The organism is Streptomyces sp. NPDC007189 (assembly GCF_040703635.1).
Taxonomy (GTDB): Bacteria; Actinomycetota; Actinomycetes; order Streptomycetales; family Streptomycetaceae; genus Streptomyces.
In genome coordinates, this window is sequence record NZ_JBEYEY010000020.1 from 1 (window position 1) to 16,591 (window position 16,591).

The following is a 16,591-nucleotide window of genomic DNA, read 5'->3' on the forward strand; positions in this document are numbered from 1 at the left end:
GACCAGCTCGACACCGCCATCGAACACAAGGGCAAGGGCGACCTCGCCGCCCTCCTCGCCGGCGGCGACACCTGGACCGTCATCGGCTGACGACGAGGGGCGTCCCCAGCGGCCGTTCACCCCCAGGGAAGGGACACACACCACCATGACGCCCAGCCATCACTTATGCCGGGGCCGTGCCACCGCCGTCGCCGCGGTGGCCGCCGTCGCGCTCGCCGCCGGACTCACCGCCGGCTGCGACGCCGCCCACCGGGCGCTGGACTGCGTGCGCACCGCCAACGACATCGCCGACAACGTCAGCGACCTGCAGCAGGCGGCGCGGGACGCGGCGCTCGACCCGTCGAAGGCCGACACCTACTTCCGCCCCATCGAGAAGAACCTGAAGGGCATCGGCCACCAGAGCGACGACGTCGACGTGAACAAGGCCGTCGACGACCTCCGCCAGGCCGTGGAGAACGTCCGCAGGTCCATCGAGAACGGTGACAAGAGCCCGGACCTCAGTCCGGTCAAGTCGTCGGCGGGCGAACTGACCAAGGCCTGCACGAAGTAGCGGCGGCGCCGGAACGCCGCGGCAGAACGGATCGGCCACCGCCGGCCCCGTGCCTCGATGCACGCGGGTCGGCGGTGGCCGTTGGGGCCGGGCCGGACGGGGGAATCACGGCCCGGGGTCAGGGGGCCGTCAGCCGGCGTAGGTGGGCTCGTGTTCCCGGCGGGGGCCGGGGATCGGAGCGGTGGCCGGGAAGCGGCCCAGCTTCTCGCCCTCGACGTCCATGTTAGGCAGCAGCCGGTCCAGCCAGCGCGGCAGCCACCAGGCGGACCTGCCGAGCAGCGCGAACAGGGCCGGGACCAGGGCCATGCGGACCACGAAGGCGTCGAAGAGGACGGCGGCGGCGAGGCTGAAGCCCATCATCTTCACGAAGTCGTTGGTGTCCAGGATGAAGCTGGAGAAGACGCTGGTCATGATGATCGCGGCGGCGGTGACGACGCGTCCGCCGTAGCGGAAGCCGGTGACCACGGCAGCGGAGGGGTCCGCCCCGTGGACGTACGCCTCCCGCATCCGGGCGACGAGGAAGACCTCGTAGTCCATCGCGAGACCGAAGACCACACCGATCATGAAGATCGGCAGCGTGCTCATGATCGGACCCTGCTGGTGGATGCCCAGGCTCTTGGCGAACCAGCCCCACTGGAAGACCGCGACGACCGCGCCGAGCGCCGCGCTGACCGAGAGCAGGAAGCCCAGGGCCGCCTTGAGCGGGACGAGGACCGAGCGGAAGACCAGCATCAGCAGCAGGAAGGCGAGGCCGACGACCAGCCCCAGGTAGGGCAGCAGGGCGTCGTCCAGGGTCTTGGAGAAGTCGATGAACAGGGCGGTCTGGCCGGTGACCAGGACCGTGGCGCCGTCGGAGGACCTGAAGCCGTCCCGCATGCCGCGGATCGTGCGGACCAGTTCCTCGGTGGCGTGCTCCTGCGGGCCGGTCTTCGGCACGAGGGTGATGATCGCGGTGTCACCCTTGGGGTTGGTGGCCGCGGGGCTCACCATCGCCACGTTCTTGATCTTGGCGAGCTGCCGGCCGACCCGGCTCGCCGCGGCGGCCGTGTCCTCGCCCTGCACCGTGACGGTCAGGGGGCCGTTGAAGCCGGCGCCGAAGGACTCGGACAGCATGTCGTACGCCTTGCGCTGGGTGGTGTCCTTCGCGTACGAGCCCTCGCTCGGCAGACCGAGCTGCATGTGGGCCGCGGGGACGGCGAGGGCGCCGAGGCCCACCACACCGAGGAGCAGGACGGCCACGGGGCGGCGGACGACGAACCCGGCCCAGCGGGCGCCGACGTTGGGCTTGCGCCGCGCGGCCCGCTTCGCCGCCTTGCGCTGCTGACGGGCGCTCAGCGGCTTGCCGTAGAACCGCTTGCGCTCGGCGCGCGGCAGGACCTTGACCGGTGCGAAGCCGAGGAGGGCGGGGACCAGGGTGATGGCGACGAGGACCGCGATGGCGACCGTACCGGCCGCGGTGAGGCCCATCTTGGTGAGCATCGGCACGTTGACGACCGCGAGGCCCGCCAGGGCGATGATCACGGTGAGGCCGGCGAAGACGACGGCGGTGCCGGCGGTGCCGACGGCGCGCGCGGCGGCGTCCCGGCGCTCGTGGCCCTCGGTCAGCTCGGAGCGGTAGCGGGAGATGACGAACAGGGCGTAGTCGATGCCGACCGCCAGGCCGATCATCATCGCCAGCGTGGTGGTGGTGCTCGACAGGCCCAGGGTGGAGCCGAGCGCGGTGATCGCGCAGGTGCCGATGGCGACGCCGATGATCGCGGTCAGCAGGGGCATGCCCGCGGCGATCAGCGAACCGAAGGTGAGGATCAGGACGAGGGCGGAGACCAGGATGCCGATGCCCTCGGCGCCGCTGCCCGCGCCCGCGTCCAGCTTGACCGCGTCACCGCCCGCCTCGACGGTCAGACCGCTCTTGCGGGAGCGGTCGAGGGCGTCGGTGAGGGCGTTGTGCGCCGTGTCGTCCAGCTTGGTGGCGGCGACCTTGTAGGTGGCGACCGCGTAGCCGGTGGTGCCGTCCTTGCTGACGGCGTTCGCCTTGAACGGGTCGGAAACGGCAGCGACTTCCGGCGCCTTGCCGAGCCGGGCGACCAGGTCCTCGACCTTGGCCTTCTCCTCCGGGTCGGCGAGCTTGTGGCCCTGCGGCGCGCGCAGCACCACGCGCGCGGTGGCGCCGTTCGCGTTCGCCGCGGGGAACTTCTCCTTGAGCAGGTCGAAGGCCTTCTGGGACTCGGTGCCCGGCATGGAGAACGTGTCGGCGGGCGGCGTGGGCGCGGAGGATGCGGCGACGCCGATGCCGATGAGGACGGCGAGCCACAGCAGGGTCACCAGGCCGCGTCGCCGGAAGGCGAAGCGGCCCACTGAGGACAGGATGGTGGCCATGGTCGTTACAGACTCCTGGTCTTGCGCGGATTGTGAGGGGATGGGTGGTGCTGCCGGGACCGGTGGCCGGTCGCGTCCAGGGGGTTGGGGGGCGAAGAGGACGTCGTCGGGTTCGTGCGCGGGCATGGTGGGCCCCGCGCCCTACACCTTCTGCCGAAGCGCTTGAGGCGTATTTGAAAGAGGCTCGATCGGAGTCCCGAAGACTGTCCGCACCGAGTGCGGATTCCTCGCCGTGTCCCGGAAATCCCCTCGGCGTCCCCCACCACCCCTGGACACGGACGGAAGAGGAGGCGGAGATCATGACCGTCGAGCTCGCGGGCACCGCCGAACGCACGCCGCCGAGCCGGAAGTTCGCCGCCCTGTACGCGCAGGCGCAGCGGTTCTACACGCATCAGATGCAGCTCCTGGACGCGCACGACACCGAGCGCCTGGCGGGCACCTTCACCGAGGACGCCGTCCTCGAACTGCCGTCCCTGCCCGAGCCGGTGCGGGTCCGCGCCGGGCTCGCCCGCTACGTCCGCGCCGGCGCGGCACGGCAGCGGCGCTCCGGCAACCGTCTCGCCCACTGGGTCGGCATGCTCGACGTACAGCCCCGGGCGGACGGGTCGCTGCACACCCGCTGCTCGGCCCTGGCGCACGTCACGCCGGGCGGAGGCGGTTCTGCTGTGCTGTATGTCTGCGTCATGGAGGACGTCCTGGTCCGCACCCGCGGCACATGGCGCATCGCGCACCGCCGGGTGACCCGCGACGATCTGGCCTGAGCACGTGACCGTACGGTGGAACACCGCTTCAGCGGAGCTGGAAGTTCCGGCCTGGGTACGGGACGTGAGACCGCCCCCTGCCTAGAGTGGGCCGGGCACATCCCCTCCCTGTCCGCGCCCGCCTTCCGTCACCGGACGAGGGCGGGCGCGTCGACGCAGGGGAAGTCTTCGTACCCGGGGATGCGTGCGCGGCCGCTGCGGGGCCTGCGCCGTACCCGCGTCCAAGTCACCCGGCCGGACCCGCCCCGCAGCACAGCACCCCTGCCGGACACCCGCCCCCGACCCGGATGCCCACGCCCGGACCGGCCCGCAGCCACCGCTGCACCGGCACCCCACCGGCCCCGGGCGAGCGGCTGACGACGGCCCGTTCGCGGGCCGAGCGGCCGGCGCCGCACACCCCGCGGCGCCGAGCACGCATCCCTCTCCCACGAAGAACACAAGGAGGAACCCGCCATGGCTCTCAACGGCCCCGCAGTCGGCGAACGGGCACCCCGGGCGGCACGGAAGGCGGTTCCGCACCGTCTGCTGATGTGCCGCCCGCAGTACTTCGACGTGACCTACAGCATCAACCCGTGGATGAACCCGGAGAAGCCGACGGACGCCGCGACGGCCCTGCTCCAGTGGGAGCAGCTGCGCGAGCTGTACCTCTCGCTCGGACACACGGTCGAGGTGGTCGAGCCGATCGAGGGCCTTCCGGACATGGTGTTCGCCGCCAACGGCGCCACCGTGGTGGACGGCAAGGTCGTCGGCGCCCGGTTCCGGCACCGCGAGCGGACCGCGGAGGGGCCGGCCTACCTCGACTGGTTCGCCCGCAACGGCTTCCAGGACCTGCTGTGGCCGGAGCACATCAACGAGGGCGAGGGCGACTACCTGCGCGTGGGACGCCGGATGCTGGCCGGCACCGGCTTTCGCACCGACCCCCGCTCGCATGCCGAGGCCCAGGAGTTCTTCGGCCTGCCGGTGACGGGCCTGACCCTGGTCAACCCGGACTTCTACCACCTGGACACGGCGCTCGCGGTGCTCTCGCCGGACGAGATCATGTACTACCCGGCGGCCTTCACCCCGGGCAGCCGGGCGGTGCTGCGGGAGCTGTTCCCCGACGCGATCATCGCCTCGGACGAGGACGCCGCGGTCTTCGGCCTCAACGCCTTCTCCGACGGGCTCAACGTGCTGCTGCCCCAGGCCGCCACCGGACTCGTCGAACAGCTCAAGGCACGGGGCTTCAACCCGATCGGGGTGAGTCTGGGGGAGCTGCTCAAGGCGGGCGGCAGCGTCAAGTGCTGCACCCTCGTGCTGTCCTGACACGGCGCCCCGCGGCCACCGCCGGCCGGTGCTCCGGGGCATCGGTCCGGCGGCGGCCCGCCCGCTCACGCGCGGCCGCCGGGAGACTCCGGGAGCTCAGGGCAGGCTGGTGAACGCGGCGAAGACGTCGTCGAGTTCGTGGGTGTGCACGGTGAGCGACTCGGCCGCGACCGCTGCCGCGTCGAGGACCGCGAGCACGGCCCGCAGGGTCTCGGTGCCGGCGTCGGCAGCGATCTGGAGGGTGAGCGTCGCGGGGTCGCTCCACGCGTCGGCGAAGCCCGGCCCCGATCCGGCGCCGAAGGCGGCGCCGGCGCGTTCGAGCGCGGCCTCGTCGGCGAACCGCAGGCGGATGACACCGGCGGGCGGCTGCTGCCGGGGCGCCGGCCGGGACCCGGGACCACCGGCCGGCCCGGCCGCCCCGGGCTCCAGGAACGTCGGCGCCGCCGGCCGCGGTGCGGCATCCACCGCGGGCGCCGGGTGGCCGGAGCCGGCATGCCGGCCCGCCGGACCGGACGGCGGCACGGCCCCGCCGCGGCCATGGACCGGGGGAAGGATCCAGGGTGTGTGGGTCACGGGCACTGCCCTCGCCTTCGCTCGAGTGTCGTCGTTCGGGTGCCGGTGGGCCGGGCGCTGCGGGGCCGCGCCGGGCCGATGACGTGCCGTTGGCGTTGCCGAGGTCGCTGGTGGCGCTGCTCGTTCACGGCAGGACCTCCGCCTCGTCCGGGTCCGGCACGATCACCGTGCCCACCCCGTCGTCGGTGAACCTCTCAAGGAGCACCGAGTGCGGGATCCGACCGTCGATCACCCGGGCCGCGCCCACCCCGCCCCGCACGGCCTGCAGGCAGCCGGTCATCTTCGGGATGATGCCGTCGCTCAGCTCCGGCAGGAGCTTCTCCAGCTCACCGGCCGTGAGCCGCGGGATCACCTCGTCACCGTGCGGCCGGCCCGCGTACAGTCCCGCCGCGTACGTGGGCCCCGGTGCTGCAGCGACAGCACCGGGGCCCACCCCATGCTGTGCCGCCTGTCAGGCGGCGGTGGACGCGGCCTGCACGGGGCAGCTGCTGCCCAGCTCCCGCTCGGTGCGGCGCAGCACGATCGAGTCGGCGATCTCGCCGCTGCGTATCGCGATGTTCGACAGCAGGGACGACGTCAGGCCGTGGGTGTGCTCGGTGCCTCCCTGCAGGTAGATCCCGCAGGTCAGGTCCGATGCGGTGACGAGGCGGTAGTCACGCGTCACCCGGTGCCTGCCCGCCTCGTCGCGCAGGAAGTACCGGTCGAAGTCGCCGAGCAGGCGGGCCGGGTCCAGGCCGTCGTAGCCGGTGGCGAACACCAGCGCGTCGACGGACACTTCCTCCGTCCGGTCGTCGAGCAGCGAGTGCAGGACGACGCGCGTCGCGGCACCGCCCTGGTCGACCTCGGCGACCCGGGTGAGGTTGCGGAAGTGGAGCCGGCTGGTGCCGCGCACCTGCTCGTCGTACGAGCGCTGGTACAGGGCCCGGATGACATCCGCGTCGACCACCGAGTAGTTGGTGTTGCGGTGGTAGCGCCAGAACGAGTCCCGCGCCCGCTCGGTGCCGAAGTAGTACTCGTCGACCGCGCTCGGGTCGAACACCTGGTTGGCGAAGGGGGTGTCGTCGGCGACGGAGTAGCCGTAGGACGGGATCACCGCGGTGACCTGCGCGTGCGGCAGCGAGTCGTAGAGGAACCGGGTGATCTCGGCCGCGCTCTGGCCGGCGCCCACCACCACCACGTTCTTCAGGCCGGCCGGGTCCTGTGCGTGGAACCTGCTCAGGAACTGCGAGCTGTGCCACACCCGTTCGTCGGACGTCACGCCCTCCGGCAGGCGCGGCACCAGACCCGTGGAGATGGCCACGTTGCGTGCGGTGACGACACTGGTGGTGCCGTCGCCGCGGCGGACCGCGATCTCGAGGAGGTCGGGCGTGCGGGATCCGGCCGCGGCGCGCGGCCGGATCGAGGTGACCTCGGCGCCGTAGGTGACCCGGTCGCTCAGGTCGGCGGCCGCCCACTCGAGGTACTGGTGGAATTCCTGCCGGGTCGGGAAGAAGTCCTGGTTGTTCACGAACTGCACCAGCCGGTCCGAGGCGTGCAGATACGAGATGAAGCTGAACCGGGACATCGGATTCCTGAAGGTCGCCAGGTCCTTCAGGAAGGAGATCTGCATGGTCGTCGACGGCAGCAGCATGTTCCGGTGCCAGCCGAACGTGGGCTGACGCTCGAAGAAATGGCACCTGATCGGCTGCTGCGGAGAACTCGCCTCGTGTTCCTCCAGGGCGATCGCGAGCGACATGTTGGACGGGCCGAACCCGATACCGACCACGTCGTAGATCTCTTGGCTGGGCCTACCCGCTATGTCCATAGAAAATTCTCCCGCTTGCGTCTGGAAAACTCGACCGGTTGCTCGAGAGACCGTCTTGCAGTGTTCTCCGGAGAGTGTCTAAAAGGCAACTCGAGGGCGGCATGAAGACTGTTCGACGGCTTCATGAGGTGCTCGGCGCTCGAAGGCGTTGTCCCGTCGACGGGACGGGCGGTAGGGTCGGCGCGGATTCTCAAGATTTCCGCGTGGCGCGGCCTATGGCGTTATGTGTCCGGAGTAATGCATCAGTCCTGCCCTGAGCCAGAGCCATGCCCAGCCAATTGCCGAAAGGTGAATCCGGATGTTTGTGCCGAGCTTTTATCGCGAACCCGACAGTTCGTGGATGGTGGACCTGATCCGCGGTAACCCGTTGGCGCTCGCGGTGACCAATGGCAGCCCCGAGAAGGGTCCGTTCGCCACCCATCTGCCGGTCATCTTCGACCCCGAGACCTCCGGCGACGTCGGCGGCGAGCTGCCGGGGGCCACGCTGCTCGGGCACATGAACCGGGCCAATCCGCACTGGGCGGCGCTGCAGACGGGCAGCGTCCTGCTGCTGACGTTCACCGGCCCGCACTCCTATGTGTCGCCCACGGTGTACGCGAAGACTCCGGCCGCCCCCACCTGGAACTTCACCGCGGTGCACGTCCGGGGCGTGGTCGAGAAGATCGACTCGATCGAGGAGACGCTGGGCGTGGTGCAGTCCACCGTGCGGGCCTACGAAGGGGCCTTCGGCGACGGCTGGGACATGACCGAGTCCCTCGGCTACTTCCGCAAGATCGTGCCCGACGTGGGGGCCTTCCGGTTCACGGTGACCGGGGCCGAGGGCATGTTCAAGCTCAGCCAGGAGCAGCCGGGCGAGGTGCGCGAGCGGGTGCGGGACGCGTTCGGGCAGAGCGGGTGCGCGTACAAGCGCGAGGTCGCCGGGCTGATGAACCGGCTGCCGTGACGGGCCGCGGACCTCGGCGCCGGGAACTCAGGCGCTGACGGCCGCCGGCCGGATCCGCTCGGGCCGCGTGTTCTCCCCGGGGACGCCCGCCGTCGTCGCGGCCAGGCCCTCCACGCGCCTCAGCTCGGGGATCTCCGCGTGCTCCGCCGGCATGCCGAGGTCCTCCAGGGCGCTGGCGGCCGCGCTGTCCAGCGTGGTCATCACCCACTGCTCGAAGTCGACGCCCAGTTGCTCCGCGGCCCTGTGCCACCGCTGGAAGCGGCTGCCGGGGACCTCCAGGCGGCGGCTCGGCTCGGCCGGAGCGGACGGCCGCCGGCTCTGGCGCTCGGCGCGGATGGCGCCGCGCAGCTGCTTGGTGGTCCACTGCCGCTGCTCGGCGCGGTCGAGCCAGAGTTCCTGTTCCTCGACCGGCATGGAGGCCAGCTCGGCGTGGTGCTGGAAGCTCAGGGCGGGCCGGCGCCGGGTGAGGTCGAAGCGCCGTGAGACCCAGGCGTAGTTGCGCAGGGTCTGGTACGACAGGCCCGCGGCGCGTATCCCCCGCTGGTACCGGTCGGTGTAGTGGTCCTTGCCGTACACGAGCCAGTCGCCCAGCCACCAGCAGGACGAGTCGAGGACGTCGGCGAGCTGGCGCCCGGCCCGCTCCCACTCGTCGTAGGCCATCTTGGCCGGCATCTGCAGGCCCACCCTGGTCGTCAGGACCTGGCCCCGGCGCGGTCCGGTCCCCGCGGTGCGCGGCTGGCGCGGCGGGGGCTGCGGGAGGGCGGTTGCCGGGCCGCCGTGCGACCCTGCGGTCTGACCGGCCTGACGCGTCATCATGCCTCCATGGAAAGGGTCCACATAACCGGCGAGAAGCCTCGCAGCGAGGGGTGGAGCAGGGCCGGAGTGGCACTCGAACGGTTGCGCGTCGAACATCTCCGTGGCATGGCGCCGACCGTCCGGTGGCATCGTCGGCGAACTCCCGCGCGCCGGCGGCCCGGCCGTCCGGACGCCCGCCCGGGCTGCTGTCCCGCCGACGGGACACCCCACGGCCGCGAGGACCGCCGTACGCCGGGCGTCTCCTTTCCGCGCATGCCGCCGCACACGGACGAGGCGGCGTACTCCGGCGTGGTGCCGGTGTACGCCGCCCTGGGTGGGACGGGGTGCGGGAAGCGGCCCGCCTGGGCATGGCGTTACTTCGCGTCGCTGTTGAACTTGGCGGTCGACCAGCGGTAGCCGAGGACGGCGAGGCCGAGGCACCAGGCGAGGGCGATCCACCAGTTGTTGCCGATGTGGGTGCCGAGCAGGAGTCCGCGCAGGGTCTCGATGGTGGGGGTGAAGGGCTGGTAGTGGGCGATGGGCTGGAACCAGCCGGGCATCGAGTGCAGCGGGACGAAGGCGCTGGACAGCAGGGGGAGCAGGATCAGGGGCATGGCGTTGTTGCTGGCGGCCTCCGCGTTGGGGCTGACCAGACCCATGCCGACGGCGATCCAGGTGAGCGCCAGGGCGAACAGGACGATCAGGCCGAGCGCCGCGAGCCAGTCCAGGACGGTGGCGTCGTGGGAGCGGAAGCCGATGGCGACGCCGACCGCGCCGACGAGGACCACGCTCAGCACCGACTGCAGGACGCTGCCGATGACATGTCCGATGAGGATGGAACCGCGGTGGATGGCCATGGTGCGGAAGCGGGCGATGATGCCCTCGCTCATGTCCGTGGAGACGGACACCGCGGTGCCGATGGTGGTGGAGCCGATGGTCATCAGCAGGATGCCGGGCACGAGATAGGCGATGTAGGCCGAGCGGCCGGCGCCGCCGCTCATCGCGTTGCCGAAGATGTAGACGAACAGCAACAGCAGCATGATCGGCGTGAGCAGCAGGTTCAGGGTGAGGGAGGGGTAGCGCCGGGCGTGCAGCAGGTTGCGGCGCAGCATGGTGGAGGAGTCGCGCACGGCGAGGGAGAACCGGGCCGGGCGGGCGGGGGCCAGGGGTGCGCTCATCGCAGGGTCTCCTTGGGCTGGTTCGGCTGGCTGGGCACGGCGGCGCTGTCGGTCAGCGCGAAGAACACGTCGTCGAGGTCGGGGGTGTGCACGGTCAGTTCGTCGGCCTCGATGCCGGCCGCGTCCAGCCAGTCGAGGAGGGAACGCAGCTCGCGCTGGGTGCCGCCGCTGGGGATCTGCAGGGCGAGCGCCTCGTCGTCCCGGGTGACCTCGCGCAGGGCGGAGGCGGCGGACCGGTAGGCGGCCGGGTCGGTGAAGCGGAGCCGGACGTGCCCGCCCGGGACCAGCCGCTTCAGCTCCTCGGCGGTGCCCTCCGCGGCGATCCTGCCGTCGTGCAGGACGGCGATGCGGTCGGCGAGCTGGTCGGCCTCCTCCAGGTACTGGGTGGTGAGGAAGACGGTCGTACCGCCGGAGACCAGCTCGCGGATGATGCCCCACATGGTGTGGCGGGAGCGCGGGTCGAGGCCGGTGGTCGGTTCGTCCAGGAAGATGATCCGCGGGTTGCCGACCAGGGTCATGGCGATGTCCAGGCGGCGCTTCATGCCGCCGGAGTAGGTGGAGGCGGGCTTCTTCGCGGCCTCCACCAGGTCGAAGCGCTCCAGCAGTTCGGCGGCGACCCGCCGGCCCTCGGCCTTGGACAGGTGGTGCAGGTCCGCCATGAGGAGCATGTTCTCCTCGCCGGTGATCAGCCCGTCGACGGCGGAGAACTGCCCGGTGACGCCGATCGCGGCGCGCACGGCCTGGGCGTCGGTGGCGAGGTCGTGGCCGGCGACGCGCAGGTCGCCGGCGTCGGCGGTGATGAGGGTGGAGAGGATCTTGACGGCGGTGGTCTTGCCGGCGCCGTTCGGGCCGAGCAGGGAGAAGATCGTGCCTTCCGGCACGGCCAGGTCGATGCCGTCGAGCACGACCTTGTCGCCGTAGGACTTGTGCAGCCCGTTCGCCGCGATGGCCAGGGTTCGCATGAGGGGTGCTCCTTCGGGGGCGGCGGTGGTCACAGGCTGCGGGCGGTGATGTCGCCGTACGAGGTGGTGGCGTGGATGGTCAGCTCGGTCTTGCCGTCGTTCCGGAGGGTGTTGCTGACGCGGCCGTAGCCGGTGCCCGCGTCCAGGGAGGCGGAGACGCCGCGGGCGGCGCCGACCGTGATGTCGCCGTGCTCGGTGCGCAGCGTGACGGTGCCGTGCACGGCCTCGGCGATGTCCAGGTCGCCCTTCTGGGTCCTGATCTCTCCGGTGCCGCCCATGCGGCCGACCGAGACGTCGCCGGCCTGGAGGGAGAGGCGGGCGCCCGCGGTCTCGTCCAGCTTGACCGAGCCGTGCGCGCTGTCGAAGGCGACGTCGCCGAGCCGTCCCACGCCGCGGAGTTCGGCGCTGGCCGCCTTGGCCTCGACGCGGGAGCCGGCGGGCAGCTTGACGGTCACCTCGACGGCTCCGGAGGGGCCGAAGTACTGGTTCTTGGCCGCCGGGGCCTCGATCCGCAGGACGCCGTCGCCGTAGACGACCGTCATCTCCTCGGCCGCCTTGACGTCGCGGCTCTTGGCGGCGTTGGCGGGCAGGACCTCGACCGTGGTGTCGGACCGGTCGGCGGCGATGAGCTGGATGCGTCCGGCGGGGATGTCGAGGACGGCGGAGATCGGGGCCGGGGTGTGGAACTGCTGCGTCTTGTGCTCGGTCTTCTGCATCGTGCGCTCCTTCGGTTCGTCGTTTCCGATGGGGAAAACGCTACGTTGCTTTCAAGGGTCGAGCAACAAGTATGTTGCGCATAATCAGCATCACTGCAGCTCAGATGCGGTAAATCATTGCAACGGTCCTGACTTTAACGCAACGACAGCCCCGGCGTTCATTGCAATGCGCTGACGGTGAACGCACCGGCCGCCGTGGTGGACAGGGCCGCCCGGAAGCGGTCGAGGAAGGTGTCCACCTCACGGTCCGACACGGTCAGCGGCGGGGCGAGCCGGATGACGTCCGGCGTCACCGCGTTCACCAGGAGGCCGTGGTCCTGGGCCGCCTGCTGCAGGCGCGCCGCCAGGTCCCCTTCGAGCACGACGCCCACCAGCAGGCCGGCGCCGCGTACGTCGCGCACCAGCGGGTGGGCCAGGGCCTCCAGGCCGCGCCGCAGCCGCCGGCCCGCCGAGGTCACGTGGTCGAGGAGGCCCGCCTGCTCGATGGTGTCCAGTACGGCGAGGGCGGCCGCGCACACCACGGGGTTCCCGCTGAAGGTGGAGCCGTGCGCGCCGGGCGTGAACAGCTCCGCGGCCGGGCCGAAGGCGAGCGTGGCGCCGATGGGCAGACCGCCGCCCAGGCCCTTGGCGAGGGTGACGACGTCCGCCTCGACGCCCTCGGCCTCGGCCGCGAACCAGCGGCCCGTGCGCCCGATGCCGGTCTGGATCTCGTCCAGGACCAGGAGGGTTCCGGTCGCCGCGGTGATCTCGCGGGCGGCCCGCAGGTAGCCGGGCGGCGGTACGACCACGCCGTTCTCCCCCTGCACGGGCTCCAGCACCAGCAGCGCGGTGCGCGGGGTGACGGCGGCGCGCAGGGCCTCGACGTCCCCGTACGGCACATGGCTGACCTCGCCCGGCAGCGGCAGGAAGGGGCGCTGCTTGGCCGGCTGCCCGGTGAGCGCCAGGGCCCCCATGGTGCGGCCGTGGAAGCCGCCGGTGGCCGACACCATGTGCGGACGGCCGGTGAGCCGGCCGATCTTGAAGGCGGCCTCGTTGGCCTCGGCGCCGGAGTTGGAGAAGTACACCCGGCCCCGGCGTCCGGCGAGGTGCAGCAGGCGCTCGGCGAGGCGCACGGTCGGTTCGGCGATGAACAGGTTCGAGACGTGTCCCAGGCAGGCCACCTGCTCAGAGACGGCGCGTACGACCGCGGGATGCGCGTGACCGAGCGCGTTGACCGCGATGCCGCCGAGGAAGTCCAGGTACTCGTTGCCCTCGGCGTCCCAGACCCGGGTGCCCCGGCCCTCGACCAGGGGCAGCCGCGGGGTGCCGAAGTTGTCCATCATGACGCCCTGCCAGCGGCGGGTCAGCGCCGCGTTGCCCGCCCCGGTGACGTCCGCGCCGTCGCCCGCGCCCGTGCCCGCGCTCATGCCGTCGCTCCCTCGAAGCGGACGTCGCCGTCCGGCACGACCACCGTGCCGGCGCCGTCGTCGGTGAAGATCTGCAGCAGGATGGAGTGCTTGGTCCGGCCGTCGACGACGCGGGCGGTGCGCACACCGCTGCGCACGGCGTACAGGCAGGCCTCCATCTTGGGGACCATCCCGGAGGCCAACCGGGGCAGCAGCTCGGCCAGTTCGCCGGCGGTCAGGCGGGGGATCACCTCCTCGCTGTGCGGCCAGTTCGCGTACAGGCCCGCCACGTCGGTCAGGATGAGCAGCGTCTCGGCGCCGAGCGCGGCGGCGAGGGCCGCGGCCGCGGTGTCGGCGTTGACGTTGAACACACCGCCCTCGGCGGCGTCCTTGCCGTCCTCGGGCCGGGCGATGGAGGAGACGACGGGGATGCGTCCGCTGTCGAGCAGGTCCCGCACGATCCCGGCGTCGACATGGGCGACCTCGCCGACGCGGCCGATGTCGACGGGCTTGCCGTCCTTCTCCGCGTAGCGCTTGACGGCGGTCATCAGGCGGGCGTCCTCACCGGTCAGGCCGACCGCGTGCGGGCCGTGCGCGTTGAGCAGCCCGACGAGCTCGCGCTGCACCTGACCGGCGAGGACCATGCGTACGACGTCCATGGCCTCGTCGGTGGTGACCCGCAGCCCGCTCTCGAACCGGGACTCAAGGCCCAGGCGGGCGAGCTGTGCGCTGATCTGCGGGCCGCCGCCGTGCACCACGACCGGCTTCAGGCCCGCGTGCCGCAGGTAGAGGATGTCCATGGCGAAGGCGGCCTTCAGGTCGTCGTCGACCATGGCGTTGCCGCCGAACTTGATGACGACGGTCTTGCCGTGGTGGCGCGCCAGCCAGGGCAGCGCCTCCACGAGGGCGTGCGCCTTGGGCAGGGCGGCCGACCGGGGGGAGGGTGGCGAAGACGGGGAGGCGCTCATGAGGCGTACTCGCTGTTCTCGTGGACGTAGTCGGCGGTCAGGTCGTTGGTCCAGATGACGGCGGAGTCCGTGCCCGCGGCGAGGTCCACGGTGATCCGGACGTCGCGGCCGGTCATGTCGACCAGCTCGCGGTCCTCGCCGACGCAGCCGTTCCTGCACACCCACACGCCGTTGATGGCGACACCGAGCCGGTCGGGTTCGAAGACGGCGGAGGTGGTGCCGATGGCGGACAGGACGCGGCCCCAGTTGGGGTCCTCCCCGTGGACGGCGCACTTGAGGAGGTTGTTGCGGGCGATGGAGCGGCCCACCTCCACGGCGTCGTCCTCGCTCGCGGCGCCCGTGACCTCGACGCGGATCTCCTTGCTCGCGCCCTCCGCGTCCCCGACGAGCTGCCCGGCCAGATCGGCGCAGACCGCGCGGACGGCATCGGCGAACTCGCCGTACTCCGGGGTGACGCGGGAAGCGCCGGAGGCGAGCAGCAGCACGGTGTCGTTGGTGGACATGCAGCCGTCGGAGTCGACCCGGTCGAAGGTGACCCGGGTGGCCTCCCGCAGCGCCCGGTCCAGGACCGGGCCGTCCAGGTCGGCGTCCGTGGTGAGCACCACCAGCATGGTGGCCAGTCCGGGGGCGAGCATCCCGGCGCCCTTGGCCATGCCGCCGACCGTCCACCCGCCCCGGGTGACGGTCGCCGTCTTGTGCACCGTGTCGGTGGTCATCACGGCCACCGCGGCGTCCTCGCCACCGGACTCCGACAGCCGGGTGACGGCCCTGTCGACGCCGGCCAGGAGCCGGTCCATGGGCAGCGGCACACCGATGAGCCCGGTGGAACAGACCGCCACGTCCGTCGCGGTCAGGCCGAGCCGCTCGGCGGCCCGCTCGGCGGTGGCGCACGTGTCCTTGAACCCCTGCGGCCCGGTACAGGCGTTGGCGCCGCCGGAGTTGAGCACGACCGCGCCGATCTCGCCGTCCGCGAGCACCTGCCGGGACCACTGCACGGGGGCGGCCTGCACGCGGTTGGAGGTGAAGACGCCCGCCGCGGCACGGCGCGGCCCGTTGTTGACGACGACAGCCAGGTCCCGGTTGCCGTTGTCCTTGATACCGGCGGCGATGCCCGCCGCCGTGAAACCTCGTGCTGCGGTGACGCTCACTGCCTCTCCTTGTTCGTCGTCGTCCGCCGCCCGGCGCTTGCGCTCGCGTCGCTCACGGTGCGACTCCGATCGTGGAAAGCCCCAGTCCCTCGGGCAGGCCCAGGGCGACGTTCATGCTCTGCACGGCCCCGCCCGCCGTGCCCTTGGTGAGGTTGTCGATCGCGCTGATCGCGATGATCCGGCCGACCGCCGGGTCGAGGGCCACCTGGATCCGCGCGGCGTTCGACCCGTACACGGCCCCGACGGCGGGCCACTCGCCCTCGGGCAGCAGCCGTACGAACGGCTCGTCGGCCAGTGCCTTTTCGTACGCGGCCCGTACGTCGTGCGCGCCGACCCCGGGCCGTGCCGCGGCCGAACAGGTGGCGAGGATGCCGCGCGGCATGGGGGCCAGGGTCGGGGTGAAGGAGACGGCGACCCGGCGACCCGCGACGGCGCTGAGGTTCTGCACCATCTCGGGCGTGTGCCGGTGGCCGCCGCCCACGCCGTACGGCCGCATGGAGCCCATGACCTCGCTGCCGAGCAGATCCGCCCGGGGCGCCTTGCCGGCGCCGGACGTGCCGGACGCCGCGACGACCACCGCCTCCGGCTCGGCCAGCTGTGCCGCGTACGCGGGAAACAGGGCCAGCAGGACCGCGGTCGGGTAGCAGCCCGGCACCGCGATCCGCCGGGCGCCCGCCAACCCGGCGCGGGCGCCGGGCAGTTCGGGCAGGCCGTAGGGCCAGGTGCCCGCGTGCGGCGAGCCGTAGAACCTCGCCCAGTCGGCGGCGTCCGCGAGGCGGAAGTCGGCGCCGCAGTCGATGACGAGCGTGTCGTCGCCCAGCTGCGCCGCGACGCCGGCGGACTGGCCGTGCGGCAGGGCGAGGAAGACGACGTCATGGCCCTTGAGGACGCCGGCGGAGGTGGGCCGTACCTCACGCTCGGCCAGTGGAGTCAGGTGCGGCTGCAGCGTGCCAAGACGCCGGCCCGCGCTGGAATGCCCGGTCAGGGCGCCGATCTCCACTTCAGGGTGGGCGAGAAGCAGGCGCAGGAGTTCGCCGCCCGCGTATCCGCTCGCGCCCGCCACGGCCGCTCGCACTGTCATGAAGCCTCCCCGTTGACAGACATGTCGTTCCCACGCGATCCGGTCCTGC

15 protein-coding genes and 1 pseudogene are annotated in these 16,591 nt (G+C 72.0%); 4 read left to right on the top strand and 12 right to left on the bottom strand.

What is annotated here, in order from left to right; genetic code table 11:
* The first annotated feature begins 145 nt into the window (after positions 1–145).
* Positions 146–550, top strand: a complete 405-nt coding sequence (locus tag AB0950_RS32605) for a hypothetical protein (RefSeq protein ID WP_366780037.1) — start codon at positions 146–148, stop codon at positions 548–550.
* Positions 551–679: 129 nt separating this feature from the next.
* Here the strand turns inward: AB0950_RS32605 and AB0950_RS32610 are convergent, their stop codons facing one another.
* The gene (locus AB0950_RS32610; protein WP_360160226.1) at positions 680–2,926 is read right to left on the bottom strand and encodes an MMPL family transporter; all 2,247 of its coding nucleotides are present in this window, start codon (positions 2,924–2,926) and stop codon (positions 680–682) included.
* A gap of 299 nt (positions 2,927–3,225) precedes the next feature.
* Between AB0950_RS32610 and AB0950_RS32615 the strand changes: the two genes are divergently transcribed.
* Both AB0950_RS32615 and ddaH read left to right on the top strand, forming a co-directional pair.
* Complete coding sequence (locus AB0950_RS32615; RefSeq protein ID WP_360160227.1) at positions 3,226–3,687, top strand: nuclear transport factor 2 family protein; 462 nt, start codon at positions 3,226–3,228, stop codon at positions 3,685–3,687.
* A gap of 453 nt (positions 3,688–4,140) precedes the next feature.
* Positions 4,141–4,989: a dimethylargininase gene (gene ddaH, locus AB0950_RS32620; protein WP_366780038.1), complete on the top strand. Its 849-nt coding sequence runs from the start codon at positions 4,141–4,143 to the stop codon at positions 4,987–4,989.
* A 96-nt stretch (positions 4,990–5,085) separates the two neighbouring features.
* On the opposite strand, the gene AB0950_RS32625 is transcribed toward ddaH, so the two are convergent.
* The 3 genes and pseudogenes from AB0950_RS32625 to AB0950_RS32635 all read right to left on the bottom strand — a co-directional run bounded on the left by AB0950_RS32625 (position 5,086) and on the right by AB0950_RS32635 (position 7,366).
* On the bottom strand, positions 5,086–5,562 hold the full coding sequence (locus AB0950_RS32625; RefSeq protein ID WP_360160229.1) for a hypothetical protein: 477 nt from the start codon (positions 5,560–5,562) through the stop codon (positions 5,086–5,088).
* 124 nt (positions 5,563–5,686) lie between these two features.
* Positions 5,687–5,947 (bottom strand): annotated as a pseudogene (locus AB0950_RS32630) (acetylglutamate kinase); the annotation flags it as partial.
* 66 nt (positions 5,948–6,013) lie between these two features.
* Positions 6,014–7,366, bottom strand: coding sequence for a lysine N(6)-hydroxylase/L-ornithine N(5)-oxygenase family protein (locus AB0950_RS32635; RefSeq protein WP_366780039.1), 1,353 nt, complete (start codon positions 7,364–7,366; stop codon positions 6,014–6,016).
* A 298-nt stretch (positions 7,367–7,664) separates the two neighbouring features.
* Between AB0950_RS32635 and AB0950_RS32640 the strand changes: the two genes are divergently transcribed.
* A complete protein-coding gene (locus AB0950_RS32640) occupies positions 7,665–8,309 on the top strand; it encodes an FMN-binding negative transcriptional regulator (protein ID WP_360575119.1) in 645 nt (214 codons plus the stop codon).
* 27 nt (positions 8,310–8,336) lie between these two features.
* Here AB0950_RS32640 and AB0950_RS32645 read toward each other — a convergent pair whose 3' ends face one another.
* From AB0950_RS32645 to argC, 8 genes are all read right to left on the bottom strand, one after another.
* Positions 8,337–9,125, bottom strand: coding sequence for an LmbU family transcriptional regulator (locus AB0950_RS32645; protein ID WP_366780040.1), 789 nt, complete (start codon positions 9,123–9,125; stop codon positions 8,337–8,339).
* 353 nt (positions 9,126–9,478) lie between these two features.
* Positions 9,479–10,282, bottom strand: coding sequence for an ABC transporter permease (locus tag AB0950_RS32650; RefSeq protein ID WP_366780041.1), 804 nt, complete (start codon positions 10,280–10,282; stop codon positions 9,479–9,481).
* Positions 10,279–11,244: an ATP-binding cassette domain-containing protein gene (locus AB0950_RS32655; protein ID WP_360160234.1), complete on the bottom strand. Its 966-nt coding sequence runs from the start codon at positions 11,242–11,244 to the stop codon at positions 10,279–10,281. The genes AB0950_RS32650 and AB0950_RS32655 overlap by 4 nt, the downstream gene beginning before the upstream one ends.
* Before the next feature lie 29 nt (positions 11,245–11,273).
* Positions 11,274–11,960 carry a DUF4097 family beta strand repeat-containing protein gene (locus AB0950_RS32660; RefSeq protein WP_360160235.1) on the bottom strand — a complete coding sequence of 229 codons (687 nt, stop codon included), beginning with the start codon at positions 11,958–11,960 and terminating at the stop codon, positions 11,274–11,276.
* Between the two features lie 158 nt (positions 11,961–12,118).
* A complete protein-coding gene (locus AB0950_RS32665; protein ID WP_366780042.1) occupies positions 12,119–13,366 on the bottom strand; it encodes an acetylornithine transaminase in 1,248 nt (415 codons plus the stop codon).
* A complete protein-coding gene (gene argB / locus AB0950_RS32670; RefSeq protein WP_366780043.1) occupies positions 13,363–14,313 on the bottom strand; it encodes an acetylglutamate kinase in 951 nt (316 codons plus the stop codon). Before argB ends, AB0950_RS32665 begins: the two co-directional genes overlap by 4 nt.
* Entirely contained in the window at positions 14,310–15,461 is a 1,152-nt protein-coding gene (gene argJ, locus AB0950_RS32675) for a bifunctional glutamate N-acetyltransferase/amino-acid acetyltransferase ArgJ (RefSeq protein WP_366780044.1), read from the bottom strand. Before argJ ends, argB begins: the two co-directional genes overlap by 4 nt.
* A gap of 52 nt (positions 15,462–15,513) precedes the next feature.
* Positions 15,514–16,542 carry an N-acetyl-gamma-glutamyl-phosphate reductase gene (argC, locus tag AB0950_RS32680; RefSeq protein ID WP_360575124.1) on the bottom strand — a complete coding sequence of 343 codons (1,029 nt, stop codon included), beginning with the start codon at positions 16,540–16,542 and terminating at the stop codon, positions 15,514–15,516.
* Positions 16,543–16,591 lie beyond the last annotated feature (49 nt).

What these genes read in the sequence shown, in the direction of transcription:
- AB0950_RS32635 (WP_366780039.1), bottom strand. Translation starts at nt 7,366, where the DNA reads ATGGACATAGCGGGTAGGCCCAGCCAAGAGATCTACGACGTGGTCGGT.
- AB0950_RS32655 (WP_360160234.1), bottom strand. Translation starts at nt 11,244, where the DNA reads ATGCGAACCCTGGCCATCGCGGCGAACGGGCTGCACAAGTCCTACGGC.
- AB0950_RS32640 (WP_360575119.1), top strand. Translation starts at nt 7,665, where the DNA reads ATGTTTGTGCCGAGCTTTTATCGCGAACCCGACAGTTCGTGGATGGTG.
- argB (WP_366780043.1), bottom strand. Translation starts at nt 14,313, where the DNA reads ATGAGCGCCTCCCCGTCTTCGCCACCCTCCCCCCGGTCGGCCGCCCTG.
- AB0950_RS32660 (WP_360160235.1), bottom strand. Translation starts at nt 11,960, where the DNA reads ATGCAGAAGACCGAGCACAAGACGCAGCAGTTCCACACCCCGGCCCCG.
- argC (WP_360575124.1), bottom strand. Translation starts at nt 16,542, where the DNA reads ATGACAGTGCGAGCGGCCGTGGCGGGCGCGAGCGGATACGCGGGCGGC.
- AB0950_RS32610 (WP_360160226.1), bottom strand. Translation starts at nt 2,926, where the DNA reads ATGGCCACCATCCTGTCCTCAGTGGGCCGCTTCGCCTTCCGGCGACGC.
- AB0950_RS32665 (WP_366780042.1), bottom strand. Translation starts at nt 13,366, where the DNA reads ATGAGCGCGGGCACGGGCGCGGGCGACGGCGCGGACGTCACCGGGGCG.
- AB0950_RS32605 (WP_366780037.1), top strand. Translation starts at nt 146, where the DNA reads ATGACGCCCAGCCATCACTTATGCCGGGGCCGTGCCACCGCCGTCGCC.
- ddaH (WP_366780038.1), top strand. Translation starts at nt 4,141, where the DNA reads ATGGCTCTCAACGGCCCCGCAGTCGGCGAACGGGCACCCCGGGCGGCA.
- AB0950_RS32615 (WP_360160227.1), top strand. Translation starts at nt 3,226, where the DNA reads ATGACCGTCGAGCTCGCGGGCACCGCCGAACGCACGCCGCCGAGCCGG.
- AB0950_RS32645 (WP_366780040.1), bottom strand. Translation starts at nt 9,125, where the DNA reads ATGATGACGCGTCAGGCCGGTCAGACCGCAGGGTCGCACGGCGGCCCG.
- AB0950_RS32650 (WP_366780041.1), bottom strand. Translation starts at nt 10,282, where the DNA reads ATGAGCGCACCCCTGGCCCCCGCCCGCCCGGCCCGGTTCTCCCTCGCC.